Genomic DNA, 23426 nt, shown 5'->3' with positions numbered 1-23426 from the left:
TCACACCTCGGCGAACGGGGAGGCCGGCTTGGGGATACCGGCGAGTCCGCCGTCGGGCACCGACAGTCCTCCGTCCAGCAGCAGGGCCTGACCGGTCAGGAAGGCCGCCGCGGGCGAGGCCAGATACAGCGCAGCGCAGGCGGCTTCCTCCGGTTCGGCCCACCGGCCCAGCGGGACGTGTGCCATCAGCCAGTCGGACAGCGCAGCGGTGCCGGAGGCGAACGTGGTCATGTCGGTGCGGGTCCAGCCCGGGCACAGCGCGTTGACGCGGATGCCCTCCCGCGCCCAGCCGACGGCCAGGCTCCGGGCGAGGGAGATCTGCGCCGCCTTGGTCGCCGCGTACGCCTCCATCATGGGGATGCCCACCGCACCGGCGACCGAGGACATCAGCACCACGCTCGCCCGTGCGGAGGCGGCCAGGTGCGGGTGAGCGTGCCGGCACAGCGCGGCGGAGGCGTTCAGATTGACGGTCACCACGGCGTCCCAGTCCTCCTGCCGGGCGTGCTGGAGCGGTGTGAGCTGCGGTGCGCCGTCGGGTCCTCCGGGCAGGATGCCGGCGTTGTGGACGACGATGTCGAGTCCGCCGAGCGCCTCGGCCGCCTCGTCGACCACCGCGCCCGCGGCAGTGGCCCGAGAGAAGTCGCCGGGTGCCAGGATCGCGGTCCGGCCCCGGCGGGCGACCTCGGCGGCGGTGTCCTTCAGCGCCTCCTCGCTGCGCGCCGACAGCGCCAAGTCGGCCCCGGCGTCGGCGAAAGCGAGGGCGACGGCGCGTCCGATGCCACGCGACGCGCCGGTCACCAGGGCGCGGGCGCCGTCGATCCGGAACGCTTCGGCTGTGGTTCCGGGTGCGGGTGCGGGTGTCCGGGTGGGTGCGGGTGTCCGGGTGGGTGCGGGTGTGCTGTTCAACGCGCGCTCCTTTCCAAGGGTTCGGCGGTGGGGGCGGTGCGGATGGCGGGAGCGCCGCTCCAGCTGAGCAGGGCAGTGCCCCACGTCATGCCGGCTCCGATGGTCGCGAGGAGGATGCGGTCCCCGCGCCGCAGCGGGCCGTCCACGGCTGCCGACGCCAGGGCGTACGGCGCCGAGGCGGCGCCGATGTTGCCCACCTCGTCCGCGATGATCGGCAGCCGGCCGGGCGGGACGCCCAGCGCCGTGCCGACCGAACGCAGCAGCCTGGGGTTGGGCTGATGGGCGACGAAGGCGTCGATGTCGTCCATCCGCAGCCGGTTGCGGGTCAGGCTGTCGGAGACGACGAGGGGGAACATCTCGACGATGAAGTCCCGCACGGCTCGGCCGTCCATACGGATGGTGTGCCGGCCGTCGGCAACCGTGCCGACGCCGGCCGGCGCCCGGCTTCCACCGGCGGGGATCAGTACGTTGTCGGCGAGGGTCCCGTCGGAGCCGAGATGGAAGTCGCAGAACCCCTCCCCGGCGGGGACCGGGCCCAGCACGGAGGCGGCGGCGCCGTCGGCGAACAGCACGGCGGTGCCACGGTCGGCGGGGTCGAGGAACTTCGAGTACGCCTCGACGCCGACCACTGCCGCATAACGCGTACCGGCGTCGCCACGCAGGTAGTCGTGCGCCACACGGGCCGCGAACAGCCAGCCCGAGCAGGCCGCGCTGACGTCGAGGGCGACGGCGTTGCGTGCCTTGGTGAGGGCCTGTACGCGGCAGGCCGTCGCCGGGCCCAGTTCGTCGGGGGTCGAGGTGGCCAGCACCAGCAGGTCCAGCTGTTCCATGTCGAGCCCGGCCGCCGCCACGGCGGAGCGTACGGCAGCCGCTGCCATGTCGGAGGCGGCCTCGTCCGGAGCCGCGGTATGGCGGTTGCGCACCCCGGTACGTTCGGCGATCCAGCCGGCGCTGACTCCGGCCTCGCGGGCCACTTCCTCGTTGGAGCGCTGCCGGGTGGGCAGATAGGTGCCCATACCGAGTACGCCGATGCGTGACGTCGCGTCAGAGGGGAGAAATGTACCGGTCACGAGCGTCCTCCGGCGGGCCAGGTGCGGGTGGAGTGGAGCGCCGCCGCGTAGTCGGGAGCGGCCAGCGGGGTGAGCGACAGTGGCTCGGGCGGAGCGAGGCCGACGGCCAGCTCGTCCAGGTACGGGGCAAGGCGGGCGCACTGCCGGTCCGCCGCTGCCTCCAGCGAGGCAGCGGTCTCGGCGGAGAGCACTCCGGTCCATTGCAGGGGCCCGGCCAGCCGCAGTGCCTGTGTCGTTCCGTGGAGGGCGGCCAGGGCGACGTGGGCAGGATCCGGATTCCGCGCCGCGCTCACCGCGTCGGCGACGGACTGTGCGGCGAGCCGCAGAGTGTGGACCTCGCCCAGTTGCCGCGCCCGCTCCAGCAGCGGGTTCCACAGGTCCATACCGTCCAGCCCTTGCTGACGGCGTTCGTCGATCGCCGCGCGGAGACGTGCCGTCAGCCGCCGTTCCAGAGTGCTGACGGCCCAAAGCCACCAGGAGGGATCGTCGGTGTCGGCAGGCGTGGACGTGCCGTCGGCTCCTGCGGGCGCATCGCCCTCGTCCGCCAGGGCACGGCCGGCATCCAGCAGGATGAGCCGGTTGTCGCCGCCGGCCGCGCCGAAGGCATCCGTGAAACCGGCATATCCGCTGAGCCGGTTGACGGTGAGATAACCGGCGAGGCCGCAGCGGCGCCGGCATTCGGCCGTGACCCGGGCCGCACCGTCCACCGCCACTGCCTTGAAAGCGGACAACCGGCGGTCGACCCCGGCCCACGGCGAGAACGCCGTCTCCGTCGTCGGGGGGTCTTCGGCGGCGGGGCCACTGCGGGCGGCCTCCGACCGCTGCCAGATGTCCAGCGCGGTGGTCGCCGCGCAGCTGAGGGCGTACGCCTCCGCCAACGCGCCGAGCACCGCGCGCTGTTGGGTGCTGTAGGCCAGCACCGGGGCTTGCGGGGCGAGTCGGCCGTGCGAGCGCCGGTACTGGGAATGGCGGAGCGCCGCCACGGCGGAGGCGCGGGCCGTTGCTGCTGCGGCTGAGGGCACTGTGGCCCAGAGCAGCCGGCCGACGTCCAGCGTGCGCTTGAGGGCCCGGGCCGGGTCGCCGACGGGGTCGTGGTAGACGCCGTCGGGGTCGATCCCGGCCGCGCCGCGCAGCCAGCGGTCGTAGGGCAGCCGCGCTCCGTCGAACCGCACCAGCGCGTACTCCAGCGGGAGGGCTTCGACCCCGAGAGGGCTGGAGATGGCGACCCCGGGGGCGGTGCGCCGCTCGTCGCACAGGTCGACCAGGAAGGGATGGACTCCGCAGCAGGCGCCGCCCACCATCAGGCGGGCGCACACCACAGCCGACTGCGGCCTGCCCGGCGTGCCGACGCTGGAGAACTTGGCGGCGCCGGGATCGGGCGTGCGCAGTACGAACTCACGGCGTTGCGGGTCGAATTCGGCGGTGGTACGGAGCGCCAGGTGGCTGTTGGCGTCGCCGATCTCGGTGACGAGGAAGACCCCTTTCCGGTGGCCGCTCTCCAGGTCGTCCACGACCCGTGCGAGATCCGCGGTGCAAAGCTGCTGCTCGTCCGCCGAGGCGACGACGGAACCGAGGCACAGGACGTAGTGGTTGACGACCGTCATGTACAGCGCGGGATCGGCGAGGGCTGTGCAGGCGCTCAGTGCGGCTGCCCAGTCCCGGTCGCCGAGCAGTTCGCGGGCGGGCGGCAGCACCCTGGCCAGCCGCGCCAGCTCGTGGTGGGTCTGATGGTTCCGGCTTGTCCCCTCCCCCGGTCCGGGCGGCCGGACGGGGCCGAGCGCTTCGGCGATGCGCTGCCCCTGGGGCGTGCGTAAAGGATCGGTGCCGGGCCGGTGCGCGGGCGGCAAAGTGGTCGGCGGGTCGGTGGCTGTCGGCGTCATGCGTTCTCTCCCTGGGGCTGTCGGCGAGCTGTGCGGTGCCTGTCCTCCGTCGCGCCGGTCCGGTGCAGGCGGTCCGGGCGCTCCCAGGGAAAGTCCGGGTCGTGGAGCGGGCTGCGCGCCACGACGGCGCTCTCCTGCTGGGCGAGAACCCGCTGGGCGTTGCGGGTGAGGGCCTGTCCCGTACCGGATTCCAGGAGCAGGGTGGGTCCGGGGGCCGCGGCGCGGGCGAGGAGTTCGGGGAGCCGGGCCGGGCGGGTCAGGCAGGCGGCCAGTCCCGCGTACACGTCGTCGCCCCTGCCATACGGCCCGCCGCGCACGGCCGAGTGGACCGGGGTGTGGGCCGGTTGTGCGGGCACGGTGCGGATCGCCGCTGCGAATCCCTCGGCCTGGGTGGTGAGTGACGGGTGGTGGGAGGAGAAGGGCAGCCGGAGCCGAACGGCGTCCACCCCCTGGTCCGCCGCCCGCTCCTCCACCCGGCCGAGCTCCTGGACCGGGCCGCTGAGGACGGTTTCGTACGGGTCGTTGACGCAGGCCACGGCCACCCGTCGGGTTGCGGCGGCAGCGATCAGCCGCTCCGCCTCGCCGTTTCCGGCCGCGAGCATCGTCATGCCGCCACGGCAACGGCTCAGGAAGCGGGCGAGCCTGCAGGCGATGTGCGTACCGTCAGGCACACCGAACACACCCGCCGCGGTGAGTGCGGCGATCTCTCCGAAGCTGACGGCAACCATCCGATGGGGCGCCGCGCCGACCGCGCACAGCGCACGGTGGATCGCCATGGAAGCGCCGAACAGCGCCACCTGCGAAGTACCCAGCGGCCCGGCGGCCAGCTCCCGACCGCTCGGCGGTGCGTCCCCCAGCAGCGCAGGCCCGAGAGCCGGCACCCCGTACGCGTCGCTCACCGCGTCGACCTGCGCGAACACTTCCGCGACGGCTGCGCGTACCACGGAGTGGTCACGGGCGGCCCGTACCAACGGGGAGACGGCGAAATCTCCTTGCCCGGGGAACAGATGGACGACGATCTCGCGGGACGGCACCCATGGCACCGGCGGCTCCGGCCGGTCGTGTGCTGGGGGCATATTCCTTTCTCCTTCTCACGTGGGGAGCGGGTGTTCTGCTGACGGGGAAGGGCGCCCTCCGTGGCGCGGGGAAGGAGTCTTCTCACGCGGGAGGGGCACACCGCTGGAGTCCAAGCGGCCGGTGACCGCCGTGGAGCTGCGCCATGTTTTGGACTTTTTCGAAACGGACCCCGCAGCCGGCCTCTCCTCGGGCAGCCGGTTCTGGCGGGCCCCTGTGACGTGCGGCGCAGCGGTGCACCTCGCCGGCCTGTGCACTGGCGTTGTCGACGGAACGGCATCACCGGACGCACGGGCAACGCCGGGCCATGGCACCCCGTGCGTACAGTCCGGAAATGCCCCCGGTCCATGCGGAAAGGGCTCCGACCGGGTATGCCTCCACCGAAACACAAGCAAGGGCGCGGTGCTGACCGGTTCCGGTCACCAAGGCGTGAACGCGTTGAAAGCCCCGGACCTGCGTGACCGGGCGGAGTGAGCCAGGAGACTCCCATGGGCCCTCGCAGGCCGAACCGGCAACTTGCCGCGCTGCTCGCGGAGTCCGGGTGGAGCGCCGGTGAACTGGCCCGCGCGGTCAACGCCCTGGGGACCAAGTACGGCCTGCGGCTGCGCTACGACCGTACGGCTGTCGCCCACTGGCTGGAGGGGTCCCGGCCACGCCCGCCGGTTCCCGGCCTGGTGGCCCAGGTGTTCGGACGGCGCCTCGGCCGCGCCGTACACATCGGCGAGACGGGGCTGGAAAGCGCCACCGCTGCCGGGACCTCGACCGCCGCGGTGCTGCGCACCGGCGACCTGGTGGAACGGCTGTCCGCGCTGTGCGACGCCGATGCGGACCCCGCCCGGCGGCTGGCTCTCAACCGGGAGATGTTCACCGCCGTCGACAGTCGGCTGCCCGCCTGGCCGCCTGCGACCGGGCCGCAGACCGACCGGCCGGTCGGAACCAGGCCGCGCACCGACCGGCCGCGGACCGACCGGCCGGTCGGCACGGCGCAGGGCGGGACTCCGTACGCCGACGCACGGCTGGCGGACATGGTCACCGTCTTCGCCGACCTGGCCGAGAAGTACGGGGGCGCGCATGCGCGTTCGGCGCTGGGCGCCTATATAGCCGACGACGTCACCCCGCGTCTGGTGCCGTCCCCGGACGGCGAGGCGGCCGATCCCACGGTGCTGACCGGCAGCGCCTGCCTGATGCACCTGCTGGGCATGATGGCTGCCGACGCGGGGCTGCCGAACCTCGGCTACCACTGCTACCGGTCAGCGCTCGACCTGGCGCACCGGGCGGACGAACGGAACATCTACGCGATCACCCTGCGCACCATGGCAGTGCTCGCCCTGCGCCTGGACGACATGGCACGCGCCCGGCAGTGGTCACAGACCGCTCTGGAGGTGGCGGCTGACACCGCGACCTCCCACGTGCGGTGCTATCTCCATGCGGGGCGCGCGGTGGTGCGGGCCGCCGACGGGGAGCGCCGGGCGGCGCTCGCGGACCTGCTGGCCGCCGAGCGCTCCCACGAAGCGGAAGCCGACGCCGGCGCCGGACCTCTCGGCCTCTTCACGCGGTATCCGCCCGCCGGGTTCCGCTATCAGCGCGGGGAAGTCCTGCTGTCACTGGGCGACCGGGCCGAAGCCGTCGCCGCTTTCCGGGAATCACTGGCTGTACGCCCGCCTGCCCACCACATCGCACTCGTCCTCACCCACGCGCAGCTGGCCGAGACCTTGCTCGCCCTCGGCGAGCTGGAGGCCGCGCTGGACCAGTGCCGGCAGCTGTTCGTGCACTACCCGCACACCGCCTCCCGCCGTACCACCGCGGCTCTGACCACCGTCCGCCGCTCCCTCGCGCCCTACCGCCGGCACCCAGAGGCCCGCGAGGTCCATGGCCACATCGTCCGTCTGACGCGGCGCACCTCCTCGGCCCCGCTCTGAGGACCCTCCGGCGCGGAGGGTGGCATGCGGCTCAGCGTGCGCCCGAGGCCCCGGGGCGGGCGACGCACAGCGCCCAGATGATGAACCCGTACATGGCGATCAGGACGACGGACCAGACCGGGTAGTAGGGCAGTGACAGAAAGCTCGTCACCAGGAGCAGGCCGGCGATGGCGACTCCCGCTATGCGAGCCCAGAGCCTGGCCTTGAAGAGGCTCAGGCCGACCGCGAAAGCGATGAAGCCCAGGATCAGATGAATCCAGCCCCAGCCTGACACGTCGAATCGAAATACATAGTCCGGTGTACTCACGAAGACGTTGTCTTTGGCGACGGCCATGATGCCGCGGAAGATTCCGAGCACGCCCCCGATGACGAGCATGACCGCACCGAATGTCACTACTCCGGTGGCCAGCGGCTCATAGTTGTGGGCCGGGTGCTTCACTGCTTGCGTCATCATGACTCCTAGGTTCTTCGGGTTCTCCGAACGGTGAACGGAACGGGTTTCATGCCAGGATCAGTACGACGAAGATCAGGCACACAATGATGTTGACCAGCCAACTGTTGTTGTTCATCCAGTCCCGGAGGCTCGGCATCGCCGACGCGGCACGGCGCCCCAGGAGCACACGCAGGAGCAGCGGTACCGCGCCGACCGCAACGGTCAGGGCGATGAACGGAAGTGCGTCGACGTAGGAATCCTTCGCCTGTTCCAGATGAATGCCGACGGTAAGCATCACCATAAGGTCCGACGGCATCACCAGAATCACCAGCAAGCCCGTCCGAAACGCCTTCCGGGCGTCGGCCGACATCAGCGCATGCAGCCACTTCGGCGGTTCGACGGTCTCCCGCTTCCGCCAGTTCCGCAAGGCGGCCAGAATCAGCAGGGCCACCAACACATACTGAATTACGTGCCCGGCAGAGCTCTTGTTGTCGGAGCTTCCGAAGTCGACGGCCCCGCCCAGGCCGGTGGCAACGCCCAGCATGACAGCCACACCCAACGAGGTGGCCATCAGCACTCCGACCAGAAATGCCAAGGATATCCGAACGGCTTTCTGCGCCGTGGCGAAAATGACGGCCGACATGATCTGGGGCCCCGCCATCATGGTGATTGCGAGAGGCAGGATCTTCAGATTGTCCATAGGAAGGCCATCTGTGTGGAGCTTGTCACGGCGTGGGCCCGCACAGCAGACCGTGCCCTGACCCTCTTTTCTTTGCTCACTTCCTGGTTTTCCTGCTCACTTCCCAGTGCACCAGCGCCTGTCACCACCGCACACCTGCGTAGCCCAAACGGGTGACGACGCAGGGGTGGCTAGGACGGGACCCACAAGGCGCATGTCGCCGCCCGCACGGACCCGGTCGGCGACCGGAGCGTCCGGGCGGGCGTCTCCCGCCTGTTCCATCGCGGCGGCCAGGTCACCGAAGAAGTCCGCCGCAGTCCCGGTGGACGGACCAAGTACCTAGGGCGAAGGTGCGGCGGAAGGCGGGACCTTGTTCCGATGCCTGCGCGCGGCCCGGTGCCCAGGATGGCTGTCATGTCATCCAGAACGTCACCGTCATCGAGCACCGCTCCGAAGGAGGGCCCGGCGTCCGGGCGCGCCGCCGGGGCGTGGGCTGTCGTGCTCGCCTCCAGCATCGGCCAGTTCCTCGTCGTCCTCGACGTGTCCGTCGTCAACGTCGCACTGCCCAGCATCCGGGACGGACTGTCGCTGAGCAGCACGACGCTGCAATGGGTCGTGAACGCCTATGCGCTGACCTTCGCAGGGTTCCTGCTGCTGGGCGGGCGCGCCGCTGACCTCTTCGGCCGCAAGCCCGTCTACCTCGTGGGCCTGGGCCTGTTCACCGTTGCGAGCCTCGCGGGTGGACTCGCGCAGGACGCGGAGATGCTGATCGCCGCGCGCGCGGTGCAGGGGATCGGCGCCGCCGTCCTGGCACCCGTCACGCTCTCGCTGCTGACCTCCACCTTCCCGGAGGGGCCCGCGCGGACCCGGGCGATCGCGACCTGGGCCGCTGTCGGTACGGCGGGCGGCGCGGCGGGCGGGTTGGTCGGCGGGCTGCTGACGGATCTGCTGTCGTGGCGGTGGGTGCTGCTCATCAACGTCCCCGTAGGGGTACTCGTCGTGGCCGTGGTCCTGCTCGGGCTGCGGGAACGGCACGAGAAGTCCGCCCGCCGGGGCCTGGATCTGCCCGGTGCGGCGCTGGTGACCGTCGGCGTCGCGGCGCTCGCGTACGGCATCGGCCGCACCGAGTCACACTCCTGGGGCACCGCCGGAGTGCTGGTGCCGCTGGTCGGTGGGCTGCTGGCGCTGGGCGCCTTCGTCGCGGTCGAGGCGCGCACCGCCGAACCGCTCGTGCCGCTCCGGCTGTTCAGGCTGCGCGCCGTCGCCGCGGGGAACGTGGTGACTTTCGTCGCGATGACCGGCGCCTTCGCGATGTGGTACTTCCTGTCCCTCTACATGCAGAACGTGCTGGGCTACTCCGCCGTCCGCGCGGGGGTCTCCTTCCTGCCGCACACCGTGGGGGTCATCGTCGGCTCCAAGGTGGCGCCCTGGCTGATGACCCGGTTCGGTACCCGCACGATGGTGGCCGTGGGCGGCGTGGTGACGACGGCCGGCTTCGGCTGGCAGGGGCTCGTACTGACCGCGGACGGCACCTTCCTCGGCACGATCCTGGGTCCGGGCCTCCTGATGGCCACCGGAACCGGCCTGCTGATGACCCCGCTGACCGACGCCGCGACCACCGGTGCCACCGCACGGGAAGCCGGGGTGGTGGCCGGGCTGGTCAACACCTCACGGCAGATCGGGGGCGCGCTGGGCCTCGCCGTACTCGGCGCCGTCGCCGCCGGCGCGACCACCGCGCACAATGCCCGGCCCACCCCGGGGCAGCTCGCCGACGGCTACGCCGCCGCCTATCTGGCCGCAGCCGCGCTCACCGCCGCCTCGGTGCTGCTCGTCGGCCTGCTGCCACGTGCCGAGCAGCCGCCGCCGGAGCGGCGGGCCGAAGCGCCTGCGGAGACGGCCGAGGCCCTGGTCTGAGCCCCTCTTTCCGGGTCCGTCGGTAGAGGAAGCACTGGGCCGCTAGAGCTTGCCCCCAGGGAGACGCGCCCCGTCAGGGGCGCGGGGCTGTGTTGATGTGCGGCTCCGCCGCGATGGGGGTCCCCCTGTTCTGGGGGCACCTCCCGGCCGAAGGCTGGGGGAGAAGCCGAGAACTTGGGGGAGCGACCGGCCACAACGAGCCCGCAGCCCGCAAGCGTCGGGCAGGGGCAGACGCCGCCCGCGCCGGCTCATCCCCTCGCACGGCGGTGCAGAGCCATCGTGTTGGCGGTCAGGGACGCAGCGACGGCCAGCCCCATGCCGAGCACAGCGCCGCCCAGGCCCAGCGCGGGCGAGCTGAAGCCGAGGGCCAGCACCACGAGCGCACCGGCCACCACCAGCAGGCCGTGCCCCACGGCGCCGGTGCCGGTCATCGGGTGCAGTACGCCCAGCATGAGCAGCACGGTCACCACGGGTACGGCCACGGCCAGGCCGGCGGCCCGCTCGGAGAGATGCGCGTGGTGCTCGGTCGCGTCGAGGGCCGCCTCCAGCCCGGAGCCGAGCGCGGCGAGCGCGGCGAAGGCGATGTAGTGCCCGTAGCCCCACACCAGGGCGGTACGCAAGTTGGCCAGTACGGCGTCGCTGCCGGTGAAGTAGATCCACCACAGCGCGAAGACGAGCAGCAGTCCGCCGAGGGCGATCAGGAGCACTTGGGCGGACAGGCCGTGTTCGGTCCTGGCCGACTGGACGGCGTTGAGGCTGGCGAGGATCACCTCGCCGAGCACGATGATGGTGAACAACCCGTACCGTTCGGCGATATGGCCGGGGTGCCAATTGGTGGCCCGGCCCCGGGACTCCGCCCATGCCGGTACCGCCAGCTCCGCCACCACCAGCAGCACGAAGGGGACCGGCGCCCACACGCCGCCCGCCCACAGCCGGGCGATCCAGCCGCACTGCACCACCGCGATCCCCGCGGCGTAGCGCAGCGCGGCACCACGGCCCGCGGAGTGCTCGGCCGCGGCCCGGAGCCACTGGGCGATCATCGCGAGGCGCATGATGACGTAACCGACCACGACCACCGAGAAGTCGCCGTCCTGGAATGCCTCGGGCACCCCCGCGGCCAGCACCAGCACGCCCGCCATCTGAAGCAGGGTCAGCAATCGGTAGAGCACGTCATCGGTGTCGTAGGCGGAGGCGAACCAGCTGAAGTTCATCCACGCCCACCAGATCGCGAAGAACACCGCGGCATAGCCGGTGAGCCCGGACCCGACGTGCCCCTCGGCCAGCGCGTGGTGGAGCTGGGCGGCGGCCTGCGCCACCGCGACCACGAACGTCAGATCGAACAGCAGCTCCAGCGGGGTGGCGGCCCGGTGCTCCTCGCCCGGGTCCCGGCCCCGCATCGCCCGCCGCAGCACCCCGGTCCGCTCCGCGAGGCTGTCGCCTCCGCTCATCTGCCTCTCCCGCCAAAAAGTCCTGCGTACTGTGCTGTCACCGCCGCGGGCCGCCCGGATGACACCGCCACGGCTGCCGGGGGTGGCCGTCTCCCGGCGGGCCTCGCGGGGCGCGGCTGCCCGGCGCGGGCCTTCGGGAAAGGCACCCGGCCCCGGCCCTGCCCCCGACCCGGCTCGCGCCCGAGTCAGCGGGTGGTGTCCTGCCGTTGGGGTACAGCGTCTGACCGGTGAACCACCAGCCTTCGGTGGCCAGGAACTCGATCAGCGGAGCGATGTCCTCGATCCGGGTGAGTTGGTTTCCCATCGCCTGCGACTTGTGGAACTCCACCCGCTCCGGGGTCTCCTGCGGGTAGAAGAACGGCGTGTCCATCGGCCCCGGTGCCACGACGCCGCGGTGTGGTGGTGCACCACGACGTTCGCTCCGGACTCGGTGAACGTCCGGCTGAGCAGCCCGCCCAGGTTCTTCTCTCCCCCGCCGATGAGCGCGACCTTGTTCTGCAGCGTGTTCTCGGCCATGCCCGGCACTCCTTCGCGTCATCGCTGGTGACCGGCCTGATCACAGCTACCGACGAGGCTAAGCGGACATTCCGGGCACGGGTCCTAGGCAGGCCGGAGGGAGCTCCTACCCGGTCGTCGGCCATTCCCCGGTGCGGGCGAAGCGCTCCAGGTCGGCCTCGAAAGGTGCCGGGTCGAGGTCCCGCGCGCGCAGCCACTCGGGGCTTAGGTGCGTGTTCCGGTAGGGCTCGGCGCTGTCCCCGATGAGGGCTACGACGCTGCCGCTGCTCCCGGCCGTGCGCATCCGCGCCGCCAGATGGCACACGCCCCACAGATTGGTGCCGGTCGCGGGACCGGCCGCGATGCCGGGCACGGTGTGCAGCCAGCGCATCGCCGCTACGGATGCGGCATCCGGCACCGGGATCACCAGGTCGATCACCCCCGGTACGAAGCCGGGCTCGACGCGGGGACGGCCGATGCCGGGTATGCGCGACGGCATCCCCGTGGCGTAGTCGGCGCAACCGCTCGCCCATGCGGGGAAATAGGCGGAGTGCTCCGGGTCCACCACGGCCAGCCGGGTGGGACGGCCGTGGCGGCGCAGATGCCGTCCGATCGTCGCCGACGTGGCTCCGGTCCCGACGCCGGTCACGATCCACTCGGGGACCGGCTGCGGCTCGGGCCGCAGCTGAGCGAAGATCTCGTCGGCGATCGTCGGCCCGTCCCAGCCGGCCACCGCCCGTTCCGCGTCGGTGAAGTGGTCCAGGAAGTAGCCGCCGCTGCGGGCGGCCACAGCACGGGCCTCTTCCTGCACCGCGGCCGGCGGCTGCTGAGCCACCTGCCACTGCCCGCCCTCGTGGGCGATGCGGTCCAGCACGTCCGCAGGGGTCTTCGCCGGTACGACCGCGGTGAACGGCAGGCTCAGCAGCTTCGCGAAGCGCGCCCCGGCGACTGCGACCGCCCCGCCCGTCGCCGCGAACACCGGCGTGTCCGGCGTGATCTCCCCTCCGGCGATCGCATGACAGAACATGGCCCGCACCAGGCGGTACTTCATGCTGCCGGAGGGGAGGGCCGGCTCGTCCTTGAGGTAGATGTCGATGCCCTCCAGCGCGGGCATCGGGAGTGGTCGAAGCGGCGTTGGCGCAAGGCCCGGACCGTCCGCCCGGATCCGCCGGATCGCCTCCGCCGCCCAGACATGTGGATGCACCGCGCTCATGAACGCCGACACTATCGAGAGCGGGGAACTGCTCCCCTGGGGCCACCTCCCGGCCGGAGGCTGGGCGACTCCGGCCGGGTGGTGCCCCCACCAGCCACGAGGAACCCGCAGCCCGCAACCTACGAGCAGGGGCACCCCCTCACCGGTGCAACCGAGGGCGCAGAGGCCGCATCCCGCGCGCGGCAAGATCCGTCACGCGCCGGTCGTCACACCCGCGTTGGTCAGAATCTCGCGCGCCGGCAGGGCGGTGCTCCGCGCCGCGGTCAGGCCGGAGGCCGCCAAGTGGGCGTCGACGATCCGTAGCCCCGCCGCGTACCCGGCGAAGTCCGGGAGTCCCACGGGCTGGTGTCCCATGTACTGGGCGGTGGCGTCACCGAGGACGTACGCCGTCAGTTTTTCCATCTCGGCGACATCGATGTCTGCGGTGATCTTCTCGTAGGCGCGGTCCAGTTCGGGACCGGTCAGCGTCTGCGACCAGTGGCCCATGGCCTGCTCGCCCACCAGTTCCCGTACGAACGCCTCGGCCAGGCCCTCGGAGACCACCCACTCGCCGACCGTGACGGCCATCGGGTCCCAGTGCACGTTGGCATAGCGCACGTTGTGGTGGAGTTCGTGCGCGGCGACGTGCCCGATCTTCTCCAGGCTTGTGTCGGTGGGCCACATCACCAGATGGATCAGTCCGGGGAAGCCGCCCATGCCGAAGTAGCCGCGGCTGCGGACCGTCAGGTGCTCGTCGTCGGGGTTGCCGAGCACCAGGACGACGTCCACCGTGTCCGCGTGCTCGATGCCGGGCACCGCGCCGCTCAGGTGCTCCCACGCCGTGCCGAGCGACTCCTCGATCCGGCTCCACACCCCCGCGTCCTGCATCTGTGCCAGGGCCGGCAGGTAGCGCGGGTCCTCTCTGTCGACCCGGAAGCCGCTCATGTGGTGCATCTGGATCAGGTCCGCCCCGGCCGGCAGCGCTCTGTTGACGGGGCTCAGCATCTCTCGCAGGGCATCGGGCCGCTCCGCCAGCGGGCGCTGCAGGAGGTCGGTCATGGCGGACGCGGTGTCGTGAACAACGATCTTCATGGCTGGGACCGTAGAGCCTCACGTTACGTGAGGGTCAAGCCGTCTTCTTGCCGCTCAGTCGGCGCCCCCGTATCGCGGAAAGCGGCGGAAGTGCGCGACGGCCAGTTCCGAGAAGCGCTGGGCGGCGGCCGACAGATAGGCGTCCTGGCGCCATACCAGCGACAGCGACCGGTAGCAGCCGGGGGTGTCGATACGAAGGAAGACCACCGGTCTCCGGGGGGAGACGCCGCGCGACATGGCCGGCACCAGCCCGACGCCCAGACCGGCGCCGATCAGGTCGGCGGTCGCCCCTGGCTCGTCGCCCTCGCACACGACCGTCAGCCGGAGTCCGGCCTCGGTGAACAGCCGGTCGGCCAGGGTTCGTTGCCAGTGCCCGGCGCGGGTTGTGACGAACGGTTCACCGGCAAGCTCCGTGAGGGCGACCGCCTCCCGGTCCGCCAGGCGGTGGGTGGGCGGGACGGCGAGGAGGACTTCCTCCCGCAGGAGTTCGACCTCGCGCAGCGAGGGCCCGGTCAGGGGCTGGGAGGCGATGCACAGGTCGACCTCGCCTCGTTGCAACTGGACCTGCATGTCGGCCGCTGTCGACTGGAAGAGCCGCACGTCCACCCGGGGGCGCCGAGCGCGGAAGTCGGGCAGCAGCTCGGTGAGGGTCAGCATGGTCTCGACGGCGATCGCGACGCTGCCGTACTCCAGCCCTGCCGCGTCCGCGAGTTCCCGGCGCCCGTCGTCGAGCTCCGCGAGAGCGCGGTCCACCCTGCGGAGATAGGCGGCGCCGAAGCGGTTGAGGCGCACCCGTTTCCCCTGCCGGTCGAACAGCGGTACCCCGAGCTCGTTCTCCAGGCGTGCGATGGTGCGGCTCACCGACGGCTGCGCCACCTGGAGCTCCGCCGCCGCCTTGCCGACGTGCTCGTACCTGGCGACCAGCTGGAAGTAACGCAACGGCAGCAGATCCACAGCGACTCCTTCATGCCACTCATGCCATCGAGGGCATGAATATATATCCGAGCTTGTCTTGGACGGCATGAGTGGTGCGCGCCTAGCTTTTGCGCCGGAAGCAAGTCGTCGGCAGTGACCGGCGAAAGTGGGAGGGAAGACGCGTGGATCCGTCACTAGTGGCGCGGGTGCAGTTCGCCGGGACGACCGGGATTCACTGGCTGTTCGTCATCTTGACGCTGGGCCTGGTTCCGCTGGTGGCGGTCATGCACACGCGCGCGGCGCTGGCCCGTGAGCCGGAAGGTCGGCTCCGCTGGGAGCGGATGACCAAGTTCTGGGGCCAGTTGTACGTCATCAACTATGCGCTCGGGATTGTGACCGGGCTGGTCATGGAGTTCCAGTTCGGACTGTCCTGGAGCGGGCTGAGCAAGTTCGCGGGCAATGTCTTCGGGGCCCCGCTGGCGCTGGAAACGCTGATCGCGTTCTTCGCCGAGTCGACGTTCCTGGGTATGTGGATCTTCGGGTGGGGACGGCTGCGCCCGGGTGTCCAGGCTGTGCTGATCTGGCTGGTCACACTGACCGCCTACGCCTCGGCCTACTGGATCCTGGTGGCCAACGGCTTTATGCAGCACCCGGTCGGTTACGAAGTGCGGGGCGAGCGGGCCTACCTCACGGACTTCGCCGCGATGCTGGCCAACCCGAACGCCCTGCTCGCGCTCGGCCACATCACGACGGCTGCCCTGCTGACCGGTGGCATCTTCGTGGCCGGTATCAGCGCCTACCATCTGGCCCGCCGTCGGCCTTCGGCCAGGGGGACAGAGGGGCCCGGCAAGGCGGAGGATCGCGGCTTCTTCCGCCGGGGGCTGCGGATGGGTGTGCTGGTGGCGGCGCTCGCCAGTGCCCCGGTGTATGTCGTCGGGGCGCTCCAATATCCGCTGCTGGGCAAGACGCAGCCGATGAAGCTGGCCGCGACGACCGGAGACGGCGTGGCGGAGCTGGCCGCCGCCATGGCGAAGGAGCACGGGCCTGGCGACTACGTACCGCCGAGCTGGATCGGTACGGCCCAGCTTGTCATGCTGTACCTGGGGTACTTCCTGTGCACCGTCGTCATCGTCGCGGCGATCGCGCTGTACCGGGAACGGCTGGTCCGCAGGGTTCCCGTGGCCGTACTCGTCGTGGCGGTGGCCGCGTTCCCCGTCTCGGACTTCGTCGGGGCGGCCGTTTTCGGCGAGGCCGGCCCCTACCGGTGGTTGATCTTCGCTGCCTGCGCGGCGGTACTGGCGGCGGTGCTGGTCTTCGGTGACCGGCTGACGCGCAGTCGGTTCGCGCACTGCGTACTGGTCGCGTTGATTCCGCTGCCGTTCGTGGCCTCACTCGGCGGCTGGCTGTTCCGGGAGGGCGGACGGCAGCCGTGGCTGGTGTACGGCGAGCTCACCGTGGAGGAAGCCGTCTCCCCCGTCAGCACGGTCACGCTGCTCACCTCCTGCGTGGTGTTCTTCGCCGTGTTCCTCGCGCTGGCAATTGCCAACTGGACGCTGATCGCCCGCTTCGCCCGGCGCGGTCCCGAGGGCGCCCAGTTGGGCAACCGGGCTCCGCTGGACCCGCTGACGACCTCGCAGTCCGCTCCCACTTTGTGAGTTGCGCCTCCTACCGCTCGGACGGGAAAGGAAACATCAAATGCAGACTGCCTGGCTCATCCTGCTGGGAGCCCTGCTGAGCGGCTATTTCGTGCTCGGCGGTTACGACTACGGAGTGCAGATGGCACGCAGCCTGCTGTGCTCGGACGAGAGCGAACGAAGAGTGTCGCTGAACGCACTGGGCCCGTTGTTCTTCGGCAACGAGGTCTGGCTGGTGGCCTTCGCGGGGGTGCTGTTCGGCGCGTTCCCCATTCTGGAAGGCACGCTGCTGTCGGGCCTCTATCCGCTCGTCCTCGTGCTGTTGACCGGCCTCGTGCTCGGCAAGGCTGCTGTACAGCTGCGCGGTCGGGCGTCGGGGGCGTTCGGCCGCCGCTGCTGGGACCTGCTGATCGCCGTCGGCGGCCTGCTGCCCGCCGCGGCCTGGGGACTGGTGGTCGGCGTTCTGCTCATCGGCGTACCGCGAGGTGCGGACGGCACCTTCACAGTGAGCGCGGAGCTGCTGCTCCACCCGCTCGTACCGGCCTGTGCGCTGACCAGTATCGCGCTGTTCACCGCGCACGGCTCGGTGTTCCTCACGATGCGGACCACGGGGGCGCTCGCCGACCGCGCGGCGCGGGCGGCCCGACTCTCCCTGGCGGCAACCGCCGGGTGCGCCCTGGTCGTCGCCCTGTCGGCCGTGCTCGGCGAGGTCCCAGCGCTCCGGAACGGCACGGCCGGCGTCCTCGTCGGCGTGGTGTTCTTCCTGGCCCTTGGCGGCGGGTGGCCGGCCCTCGCGCGGCGGAGGAACGGATGGGCGTTCGCGGCCACCGGCCTCGCCGCCGCCGCACCGGTGGCGTTGGTGGGAGCGGGCTCCTATCCCTACGTCCTGGTCTCGTCGGTCGACGAGCGGTTCGGGATGACCGTCCAGGACGCGGCAGCCGACGGTGCCACGCTGACGGTGCTGTCCTCCTTCGGCGTCGTCCTTGTCCCGGTCATGCTCGCCTACCAGGCGTGGAGTTGGTGGCTGTTCAGCGGCCGGGTACGGGCCGAGTCGCCCGGCTACCTGTGACGCGGCAAGGGCGCGGAGAGACGATGAACGCCACTCGACGGCGTCTCCACGCGGAGATACCGGCACTGCGCCGGCATCTGGTCCTGACGACGGTGCTGGCCGCGGCCACCGCGGGCTGCGTCATCGCGCAGGCCGGTCTGCTGGCCGAGGTCCTCGCCGGCGGATTCACCAGCGCCTCCCGGCCGGCGCAGTTGGCCGGACCACTGCTGGCGCTGGCTGCGACGATGGCAGTGCGCGCGGCCCTGACGTGGGGACAGTCGGTGCTCGGGGCGCGGGCGGCGGCGAGGCTGAAGGCGGCGCTGCGCGACCGGTTGGCGGCCCATGCCCACGCCTGGGGACCGGTGGCCCCGGACCGGTGGCGCCGGGGCGAGTTGGCGACGCTCCTCGCCCGCGGCCTGGACAGCATGGACGCCTACGTCGTCGGCTATCTCCCCAAGACGACCGGCGCCGTGGTGATCCCGCTCGCCGTGCTGACCGCGCTGGCCGTAGTCGACCCGGTCTCCGCGCTGATCGTCGTACTCACCCTGCCGCTGATCCCGCTGTTCGGCGCGCTGGTCGGAACGCATACCCGCGAACGCACCGCCGCCTCGTGGGCCTCGCTGGCCCGGCTGGGCGGGCACTTCCTCGACGTGCTGTCCGGGCTGCCGACCCTGCGCGCCTTCGGCCGCGCCGAGCGCCAGGTCGGCGTGGTGCGCCGGATGGCCGAGGCACACCACCGGGCCACGCTGCGCACCCTGCGAGTGGCGTTCCTGTCCGCTCTGGTCCTGGAACTCGTCGCCACCTGCTCGGTCGCGCTGGTCGCCGTCCCCATGGGGCTGCGGCTGCTGGCCGGGCACGCCGAGCTCGGCACCGCCTTGACGGTCCTCTTCCTCGCCCCGGAGGCGTACTCGCCGCTACGGGCCGCGGGTGGCGCCTTTCACGACAGCGCGGAGGGTGTGGCAGTGGCCGAACGCTGTTTCGCAGTGCTCGACACGCCGGGGACGGTCACTTCCGGCAACCGTACGCGGGTCGCCGCCGGTGCTCGTGCAGCGGTGCGCGCGGGCGCGCGGGCCGAATTCCCTGCCCCGGAGCGGAAGTTCGGCCCCCTGGAGCGCGATTTCCCGTCGTTGGAGCGTGCGGGCCTGTCATTGGAGCGGGTGTCGGTCCGCTACCCGGGGCAGGACGTGCCCGCGCTGAGCGAGGTGTCGCTGCGGGTGGAGCCGGGCGAGACGCTGGGCCTGGTGGGGCCGAGTGGAGCGGGGAAGTCGACCCTGCTCACACTGCTTCTCGGTTTCCTCGCCCCGGCCTCGGGCCGTGTCGCTGCCGGCAACACCGACCTGGCCGACATCGATCCGGCGTACTGGCGGCAGCAGGTGGCGTGGGTGCCGCAGCACCCGCACCTGTTCGCGGCCTCTGTCGCGGACAACATCCGGCTGGGGGCGCCCGACGCCTCCGACCAGGAGGTCCGCGAGGCGGCGCGGGCGGCGAACGCGGAGGAGTTCATCGCCGGCCTCCCCCTGGGATACGCCACCCGGCTCGGCGAGCACGGCGCCGGCCTGTCCTCGGGGCAGCGGCAACGGCTCGCCCTGGCCCGCGCGTTCCTGCGGGACACGCCGCTCCTGCTGCTGGACGAGCCCACCGCACACCTCGACCCGCACAGCGAGACCGCCGTGGTGGACGCCTGTGCCCGGCTGGCCGCGGGGCGCACGGCGCTCGTCGTCGCCCACCGGCCCGCGATCCTCCGGTACGCCGACCGGCTGGTGTCCCTCGATGACGGCCGGCTGACCACTCCCGACCAGCCGATACGTCCCGGAACAGCTGTTCCCGGCATCCGGTACTGAGGACTTCCCATGCTTCCTGGCTCTCCCCACCGGCACCTGTGGCAGCTGCTGCGGCTGCTCCTCCCCCATCGGCGCCGTCTGCTGCTGGCTGTGACGGCCGCGGTCGCCACGGAACTCTCCGCCCTCGCGCTGCTGACGACCGCCGCCTGGCTGATCTCCCGCGCCGCGCAGCAGCCGCCGCTGGAAGCCGTGGCGCTCGCCATCGTCATGGTCCGGGCGCTGGCCTTGGGCCGGGGAGTGCTGCGCTACGTCGAGCGCCTCGTCGGCCACGACGCGGTTCTCTCGGCGATGGCGTCCTTCAGGGCCCGGCTGTACGAGCGGATGATCCCGCTCGCTCCCTCGGCGCTGCCGGCCTTCCGCCGTGCCGACCTGCTCACCCGGCTGGTCTCCGACATCGACGCGGTCCAGGACCTCCTGCTGCGCTGTCTGATGCCCGCCGTGGTGGCGCTCACGGTCAGCGGCACGGTGTGCGGAGTCGCTTTCGCCCTCCTCCCGGTGGCCGGGGCCGTGCTCGCCGCGGGACTGGTGCTCACGGCTGTCGGCATCCCGCTGCTGGTCCGTACGGCGGTACGGCGGGCCGGGGAGCAGGCCGGAGCGGCGCGCGAGGACCTCGCGGCCTCGGCGCTCGACCTCACGGAGGGGGCGGCCGACCTGGCGGCGGCCGACGCGGGCGGCAGTGCTCTTCGGCGCACCTCCCTGCTCGGCCGGCGGCTGGGCAGGGCGCAGGTCCGGCCGGCGACGACCGCCGCGGTCGGCACCGCTGCCGGGGTCGTGGTGCAGGGCCTCACAACCTTGGCGGTCACCGTCCTCGTGCTGCAGGCCCACGCGGAGGGGCGGCTGCCGGGGGTGCTGCTGCCTGTCCTTGCCGTACTGGCACTGGCCTCCTTCGAGGTCACGGCGCCACTTGTCGCCACGGCACGCCTGTCGGTCGACGTCACCGAGTCCGCCGTACGGCTGGGGCAGTTGTGGGAGGCCGTCCCACCGGTCGCGGAGCCCGCCCGTCCCCTCCCGACGCCCCGCTCTCCCGTCCGGGTGGAGCTGGCCGGCCTCGGCGTGCGGCACCAGCCGGATCGGCCGCCCGCGCTCGACGGCGTGGACCTCGTGCTGGCTCCGGGGGAGTGTGTCGCTCTCGTCGGCCCGAGCGGCGCGGGCAAGTCCACGCTGCTGGCCACCCTGATGCGGTTCGCCGAGTACCAGCACGGCAGCGTACGGCTCAACGGCCGCGAGCTGCGCGACCTGTCAGGGCACGACGTACGCCGCCTGGTGACGGGAGTGACCCAGGACTCGTACGTCTTCCGCGCCTCCGTGCGGGAGAACATCGCCCTGGGCCGGCCGGAGGCGAGCGACGAACAGCTCCGGGCCGCGGCGGCGCAGGCACGGCTTCTGACGTGGGTCGAATCGCTGCCCCAGGGCTGGGAGACCACCGTGACCGAAGGCGGCAGCAGCATGTCGGGAGGGCAGCGGCAACGGCTGCTGCTCGCCCGGGCGCTGCTGGCCGACCCCGCCGTGCTGCTCCTCGACGAGCCGACGGAAGGGCTCGATCCCCGGACGGCCGACGACGTGCTCGCCGACCTCCTGGCAGCCGGCCACGGCCGCACCACGCTCCTGGTGACGCACCAGCAAGCCGGGCTACGGCTGGCGGACAGGATCGTCCGGCTCGACCAGGGCCGGATCGTCGAAGTCGCTGCTCGGCAGGGAGCCGGAGCAGCCCCTCGGCAGGGAGCCGCCACGAGCAGTGGCGCGCCCGCGAGGTAGGGCCACGAGCAGTGGCGCGTCCGCGAGGTAGGGCTCGCAGCGGAGTTCGCGGCGGCGCCGTACGGCCCGTCCGCCACGACGCCGTATGGCCAGTCCGCCGCGGCGCCGTACGGCCCACAGCGCGCATCATCGCCTTCACACGGAAATCCGCGCGGAGAAAACGCGTTGCAGGCGAGGCGGGAGGTGTGCTTGCATGCTCGGCATGATCGTCTGCGGGCTTCTTCTTCTCGGCTGCCGCGGCGGGGTCTGACCGACCGGCACCCCGCCGTGGGGTGCCGTGCTGCCGGTCTCCCATCGACCGCGCCGAGGAAAGCCGCAGACAGATGCACACTCGTCATACCCACTCACCCGTCGCCCCGGCCGGGGCACCCTCCTGGAATCCGCAGCGCCCCAGCGGTATGCCGTTCCACCGCTACCGTCCCGCCCACGAGCGGGTCCAACTCCCCCTGTCCGCTCCCGGCGCACAGCGCGACTGGCCGAACGCCCGCACCGAGCAGGCCCCGCTGTGGGTACCGGTCGATCTGCGGGACGGCAACCAGGCGCTGGCCGAGCCGATGGGGACGGAACGCAAGCGGCTGATGTTCGACATGCTGGTCCGGCTCGGCTTCAAGGAGATCGAGGTCGCCTATCCCTCGGCGAGCCGCACCGACTTCGACTTCGTCCGCCATCTGGCCGCCTCCGGCGCGGTGCCCGACGATGTGACGGTCGTCGTCTTCACCCCCGCGCGGCAGGATCTGATCGAGCGCACCTTCGCCTCCGTCGAGGGGCTGCCGCGCGTCGTCGTCCACCTCTACACGCCCACCGCGCCGGTGTGGCGGGATGTGGTACTCGGCCGTGGCCGGGGAGAAGTGCGGGCGCTCGTACGGGAAGCGGCCGAGCAGCTGGCGCGTCTGGCGGACGCGCGGCCGGGGCAGCACATCCGGTTCGAGTTCTCCCCCGAGGTGTTCGTGCTGACCGAGCCCGACTATGTGCTGGGGCTGTGCAACGAGCTGACCGAGCTGTGGGACGCGTCGCCGGACCGGCCGGTCATCCACAACCTCCCGGCGACCGTCGAGATCGCCACGCCCAACGTCTACGCCGACCAGATCGAGTACGCACACCGCAATCTGTCCCGCCGTGACGCCGTCATCCTCTCCGTCCATCCGCACAACGACCGCGGCACCGGCGTCGCCTGCGCCGAGCTGGCCGTGCTGGCGGGTGCGCAGCGCGTGGAGGGCTGTCTGTTCGGCAACGGGGAGCGCACCGGCAACGTCGATCTGGTGACGCTCGCCCTCAATCTGTACACGCAGGGCGTCGACCCGATGATCGACTTGACGGAGCTGGACGCCGTCCGCAGCACCGTCGAGCACTGCAACCAGCTCCCCGTGCACCCCCGCCACCCCTACGGCGGCGAACTGGTGCACACGGCATTCTCCGGCACCCACCAGGACGCCATCAGCAAGGGCTTCGCCCACCACGCGCGGCGGGCCGCCGAGTTGGGGGTGTCCGAGGCGGAGGCGCCCTGGGAAGTACCGTATCTGCCGGTGGACCCGGCGGACCTGGGCCGCAGTTACGAGGCCGTCATCCGCGTCAACAGCCAGTCCGGCAAGGGCGGGATCGGCCATCTGCTGCACACCCATCACGGTGTGGAGCTGCCCGCCCGGCTGCGCGCCGACTTCTCCCGCATCGTGCAGGAGGCCACCGACCACAGCGGACGGGAGGCGACGCCGAAGGAGCTGTGGGAACTGTTCTCGGCGGCGTATCTGGAACCCGGCGAGGCGGGGCCGCTGCTGCTGGAGTCCTGGAGCACCGAGGCGACAGCTCCCGGCGAGCACCGGTTCACCTGCTGGCTGAGCGGCCACGGTGTACGGCCCGGCTGGTACGAAGGCACCGGCAACGGTCCGCTGTCCGCCTTCACCCGCGCCCTGGAGGGCGCCGGAATGTCCGTCACCGTGCTGGATTTCGTCCAGCACGCCACCAAGGCCGGTCCGGACAGCCCCGCCATGGCCTACGCGTCCTGCCGCACCGGCGACAAGGAGCGCTGGGGCGCGGGCCGTGACACCTCCGTGCTGACCGCGTCCGTACGGGCAGTGCTTGCCGCGGTCAACCGGGCCCTGTGACGGGTGGGGCGGTCGCCGCACCGAATGTGCGG

17 protein-coding genes and 1 pseudogene are annotated in these 23426 nt (G+C 71.8%); 7 read left to right on the top strand and 11 right to left on the bottom strand.

The window, feature by feature from the left end; translation table 11 throughout:
* From ACTWQF_RS16745 to ACTWQF_RS16730, 4 genes are all read right to left on the bottom strand, one after another.
* A complete protein-coding gene (locus ACTWQF_RS16745; protein ID WP_443280534.1) occupies window positions 1-819 on the bottom strand; it encodes an SDR family NAD(P)-dependent oxidoreductase in 819 nt (272 codons plus the stop codon).
* Between the two features lie 83 nt (window positions 820-902).
* On the bottom strand, window positions 903-1976 hold the full coding sequence (locus ACTWQF_RS16740; RefSeq protein WP_443280193.1) for a 3-oxoacyl-ACP synthase III family protein: 1074 nt from the start codon (window positions 1974-1976) through the stop codon (window positions 903-905).
* On the bottom strand, window positions 1973-3856 hold the full coding sequence (locus tag ACTWQF_RS16735) for an acyl-CoA dehydrogenase family protein (protein WP_443280192.1): 1884 nt from the start codon (window positions 3854-3856) through the stop codon (window positions 1973-1975). Before ACTWQF_RS16735 ends, ACTWQF_RS16740 begins: the two co-directional genes overlap by 4 nt.
* Entirely contained in the window at window positions 3853-4932 is a 1080-nt protein-coding gene (locus ACTWQF_RS16730; protein WP_443280191.1) for an acyltransferase domain-containing protein, read from the bottom strand. Before ACTWQF_RS16730 ends, ACTWQF_RS16735 begins: the two co-directional genes overlap by 4 nt.
* Window positions 4933-5418: 486 nt before the next feature.
* Here ACTWQF_RS16730 and ACTWQF_RS16725 point away from each other — a divergent pair, with 486 nt between their 5' ends.
* Window positions 5419-6849 (top strand): hypothetical protein, encoded by a 1431-nt coding sequence (locus tag ACTWQF_RS16725; protein WP_443280190.1) that lies wholly within the window; start codon window positions 5419-5421, stop codon window positions 6847-6849.
* A 31-nt stretch (window positions 6850-6880) separates the two neighbouring features.
* On the opposite strand, the gene ACTWQF_RS16720 is transcribed toward ACTWQF_RS16725, so the two are convergent.
* Both ACTWQF_RS16720 and ACTWQF_RS16715 read right to left on the bottom strand, forming a co-directional pair.
* Window positions 6881-7300: a DUF7144 family membrane protein gene (locus ACTWQF_RS16720; RefSeq protein WP_443280533.1), complete on the bottom strand. Its 420-nt coding sequence runs from the start codon at window positions 7298-7300 to the stop codon at window positions 6881-6883.
* A gap of 49 nt (window positions 7301-7349) precedes the next feature.
* Window positions 7350-7982, bottom strand: a complete 633-nt coding sequence (locus ACTWQF_RS16715; RefSeq protein WP_443280189.1) for a GAP family protein — start codon at window positions 7980-7982, stop codon at window positions 7350-7352.
* Between the two features lie 393 nt (window positions 7983-8375).
* Between ACTWQF_RS16715 and ACTWQF_RS16710 the strand changes: the two genes are divergently transcribed.
* The gene (locus ACTWQF_RS16710; RefSeq protein ID WP_443280188.1) at window positions 8376-9875 is read left to right on the top strand and encodes an MFS transporter; all 1500 of its coding nucleotides are present in this window, start codon (window positions 8376-8378) and stop codon (window positions 9873-9875) included.
* A gap of 248 nt (window positions 9876-10123) precedes the next feature.
* On the opposite strand, the gene ACTWQF_RS16705 is transcribed toward ACTWQF_RS16710, so the two are convergent.
* From ACTWQF_RS16705 to ACTWQF_RS16685, 5 genes and pseudogenes are all read right to left on the bottom strand, one after another.
* Window positions 10124-11323 (bottom strand): low temperature requirement protein A, encoded by a 1200-nt coding sequence (locus ACTWQF_RS16705; protein WP_443280187.1) that lies wholly within the window; start codon window positions 11321-11323, stop codon window positions 10124-10126.
* A gap of 202 nt (window positions 11324-11525) precedes the next feature.
* A pseudogene (locus ACTWQF_RS16700) lies at window positions 11526-11711 on the bottom strand (SDR family oxidoreductase); the annotation flags it as partial.
* A 234-nt stretch (window positions 11712-11945) separates the two neighbouring features.
* Window positions 11946-13031 (bottom strand): pyridoxal-phosphate dependent enzyme, encoded by a 1086-nt coding sequence (locus tag ACTWQF_RS16695; protein WP_443280186.1) that lies wholly within the window; start codon window positions 13029-13031, stop codon window positions 11946-11948.
* A gap of 192 nt (window positions 13032-13223) precedes the next feature.
* Window positions 13224-14102, bottom strand: coding sequence for a DUF2268 domain-containing protein (locus ACTWQF_RS16690; RefSeq protein WP_443280185.1), 879 nt, complete (start codon window positions 14100-14102; stop codon window positions 13224-13226).
* A gap of 54 nt (window positions 14103-14156) precedes the next feature.
* Window positions 14157-15056 (bottom strand): LysR family transcriptional regulator, encoded by a 900-nt coding sequence (locus tag ACTWQF_RS16685; RefSeq protein WP_443280184.1) that lies wholly within the window; start codon window positions 15054-15056, stop codon window positions 14157-14159.
* Window positions 15057-15199: 143 nt separating this feature from the next.
* On the opposite strand from ACTWQF_RS16685, the gene ACTWQF_RS16680 reads away from it, so the two are divergent.
* The 5 genes from ACTWQF_RS16680 to ACTWQF_RS16660 all read left to right on the top strand — a co-directional run bounded on the left by ACTWQF_RS16680 (window position 15200) and on the right by ACTWQF_RS16660 (window position 23394).
* Window positions 15200-16672 carry a cytochrome ubiquinol oxidase subunit I gene (locus tag ACTWQF_RS16680; protein WP_443280183.1) on the top strand — a complete coding sequence of 491 codons (1473 nt, stop codon included), beginning with the start codon at window positions 15200-15202 and terminating at the stop codon, window positions 16670-16672.
* 40 nt (window positions 16673-16712) lie between these two features.
* Window positions 16713-17720 carry a cytochrome d ubiquinol oxidase subunit II gene (gene cydB, locus ACTWQF_RS16675; protein WP_443280182.1) on the top strand — a complete coding sequence of 336 codons (1008 nt, stop codon included), beginning with the start codon at window positions 16713-16715 and terminating at the stop codon, window positions 17718-17720.
* A 23-nt stretch (window positions 17721-17743) separates the two neighbouring features.
* Entirely contained in the window at window positions 17744-19540 is a 1797-nt protein-coding gene (gene cydD, locus ACTWQF_RS16670) for a thiol reductant ABC exporter subunit CydD (RefSeq protein ID WP_443280181.1), read from the top strand.
* Window positions 19541-19549: 9 nt separating this feature from the next.
* On the top strand, window positions 19550-21295 hold the full coding sequence (gene cydC / locus ACTWQF_RS16665; protein ID WP_443280180.1) for a thiol reductant ABC exporter subunit CydC: 1746 nt from the start codon (window positions 19550-19552) through the stop codon (window positions 21293-21295).
* Window positions 21296-21618: 323 nt separating this feature from the next.
* Entirely contained in the window at window positions 21619-23394 is a 1776-nt protein-coding gene (locus tag ACTWQF_RS16660; RefSeq protein WP_443280179.1) for a 2-isopropylmalate synthase, read from the top strand.
* Window positions 23395-23426 lie beyond the last annotated feature (32 nt).

This window comes from Streptomyces sp. 8N114 (genome assembly GCF_052245835.1).
Classification (GTDB): Bacteria; Actinomycetota; Actinomycetes; order Streptomycetales; family Streptomycetaceae; genus Streptomyces.
Note: the sequence above shows the minus strand (reverse complement) of the source record. Positions and strands in the feature narration are given on the sequence as shown.

What these genes read in the sequence shown, in the direction of transcription:
- cydC (WP_443280180.1), top strand. Translation starts at nt 19,550, where the DNA reads ATGCTTCCTGGCTCTCCCCACCGGCACCTGTGGCAGCTGCTGCGGCTG.
- ACTWQF_RS16695 (WP_443280186.1), bottom strand. Translation starts at nt 13,031, where the DNA reads ATGAGCGCGGTGCATCCACATGTCTGGGCGGCGGAGGCGATCCGGCGG.
- ACTWQF_RS16705 (WP_443280187.1), bottom strand. Translation starts at nt 11,323, where the DNA reads ATGAGCGGAGGCGACAGCCTCGCGGAGCGGACCGGGGTGCTGCGGCGG.
- ACTWQF_RS16735 (WP_443280192.1), bottom strand. Translation starts at nt 3,856, where the DNA reads ATGACGCCGACAGCCACCGACCCGCCGACCACTTTGCCGCCCGCGCAC.
- cydB (WP_443280182.1), top strand. Translation starts at nt 16,713, where the DNA reads ATGCAGACTGCCTGGCTCATCCTGCTGGGAGCCCTGCTGAGCGGCTAT.
- ACTWQF_RS16720 (WP_443280533.1), bottom strand. Translation starts at nt 7,300, where the DNA reads ATGACGCAAGCAGTGAAGCACCCGGCCCACAACTATGAGCCGCTGGCC.
- ACTWQF_RS16690 (WP_443280185.1), bottom strand. Translation starts at nt 14,102, where the DNA reads ATGAAGATCGTTGTTCACGACACCGCGTCCGCCATGACCGACCTCCTG.
- ACTWQF_RS16710 (WP_443280188.1), top strand. Translation starts at nt 8,376, where the DNA reads ATGTCATCCAGAACGTCACCGTCATCGAGCACCGCTCCGAAGGAGGGC.
- ACTWQF_RS16660 (WP_443280179.1), top strand. Translation starts at nt 21,619, where the DNA reads ATGCACACTCGTCATACCCACTCACCCGTCGCCCCGGCCGGGGCACCC.
- ACTWQF_RS16715 (WP_443280189.1), bottom strand. Translation starts at nt 7,982, where the DNA reads ATGGACAATCTGAAGATCCTGCCTCTCGCAATCACCATGATGGCGGGG.
- ACTWQF_RS16730 (WP_443280191.1), bottom strand. Translation starts at nt 4,932, where the DNA reads ATGCCCCCAGCACACGACCGGCCGGAGCCGCCGGTGCCATGGGTGCCG.
- ACTWQF_RS16725 (WP_443280190.1), top strand. Translation starts at nt 5,419, where the DNA reads ATGGGCCCTCGCAGGCCGAACCGGCAACTTGCCGCGCTGCTCGCGGAG.
- cydD (WP_443280181.1), top strand. Translation starts at nt 17,744, where the DNA reads ATGAACGCCACTCGACGGCGTCTCCACGCGGAGATACCGGCACTGCGC.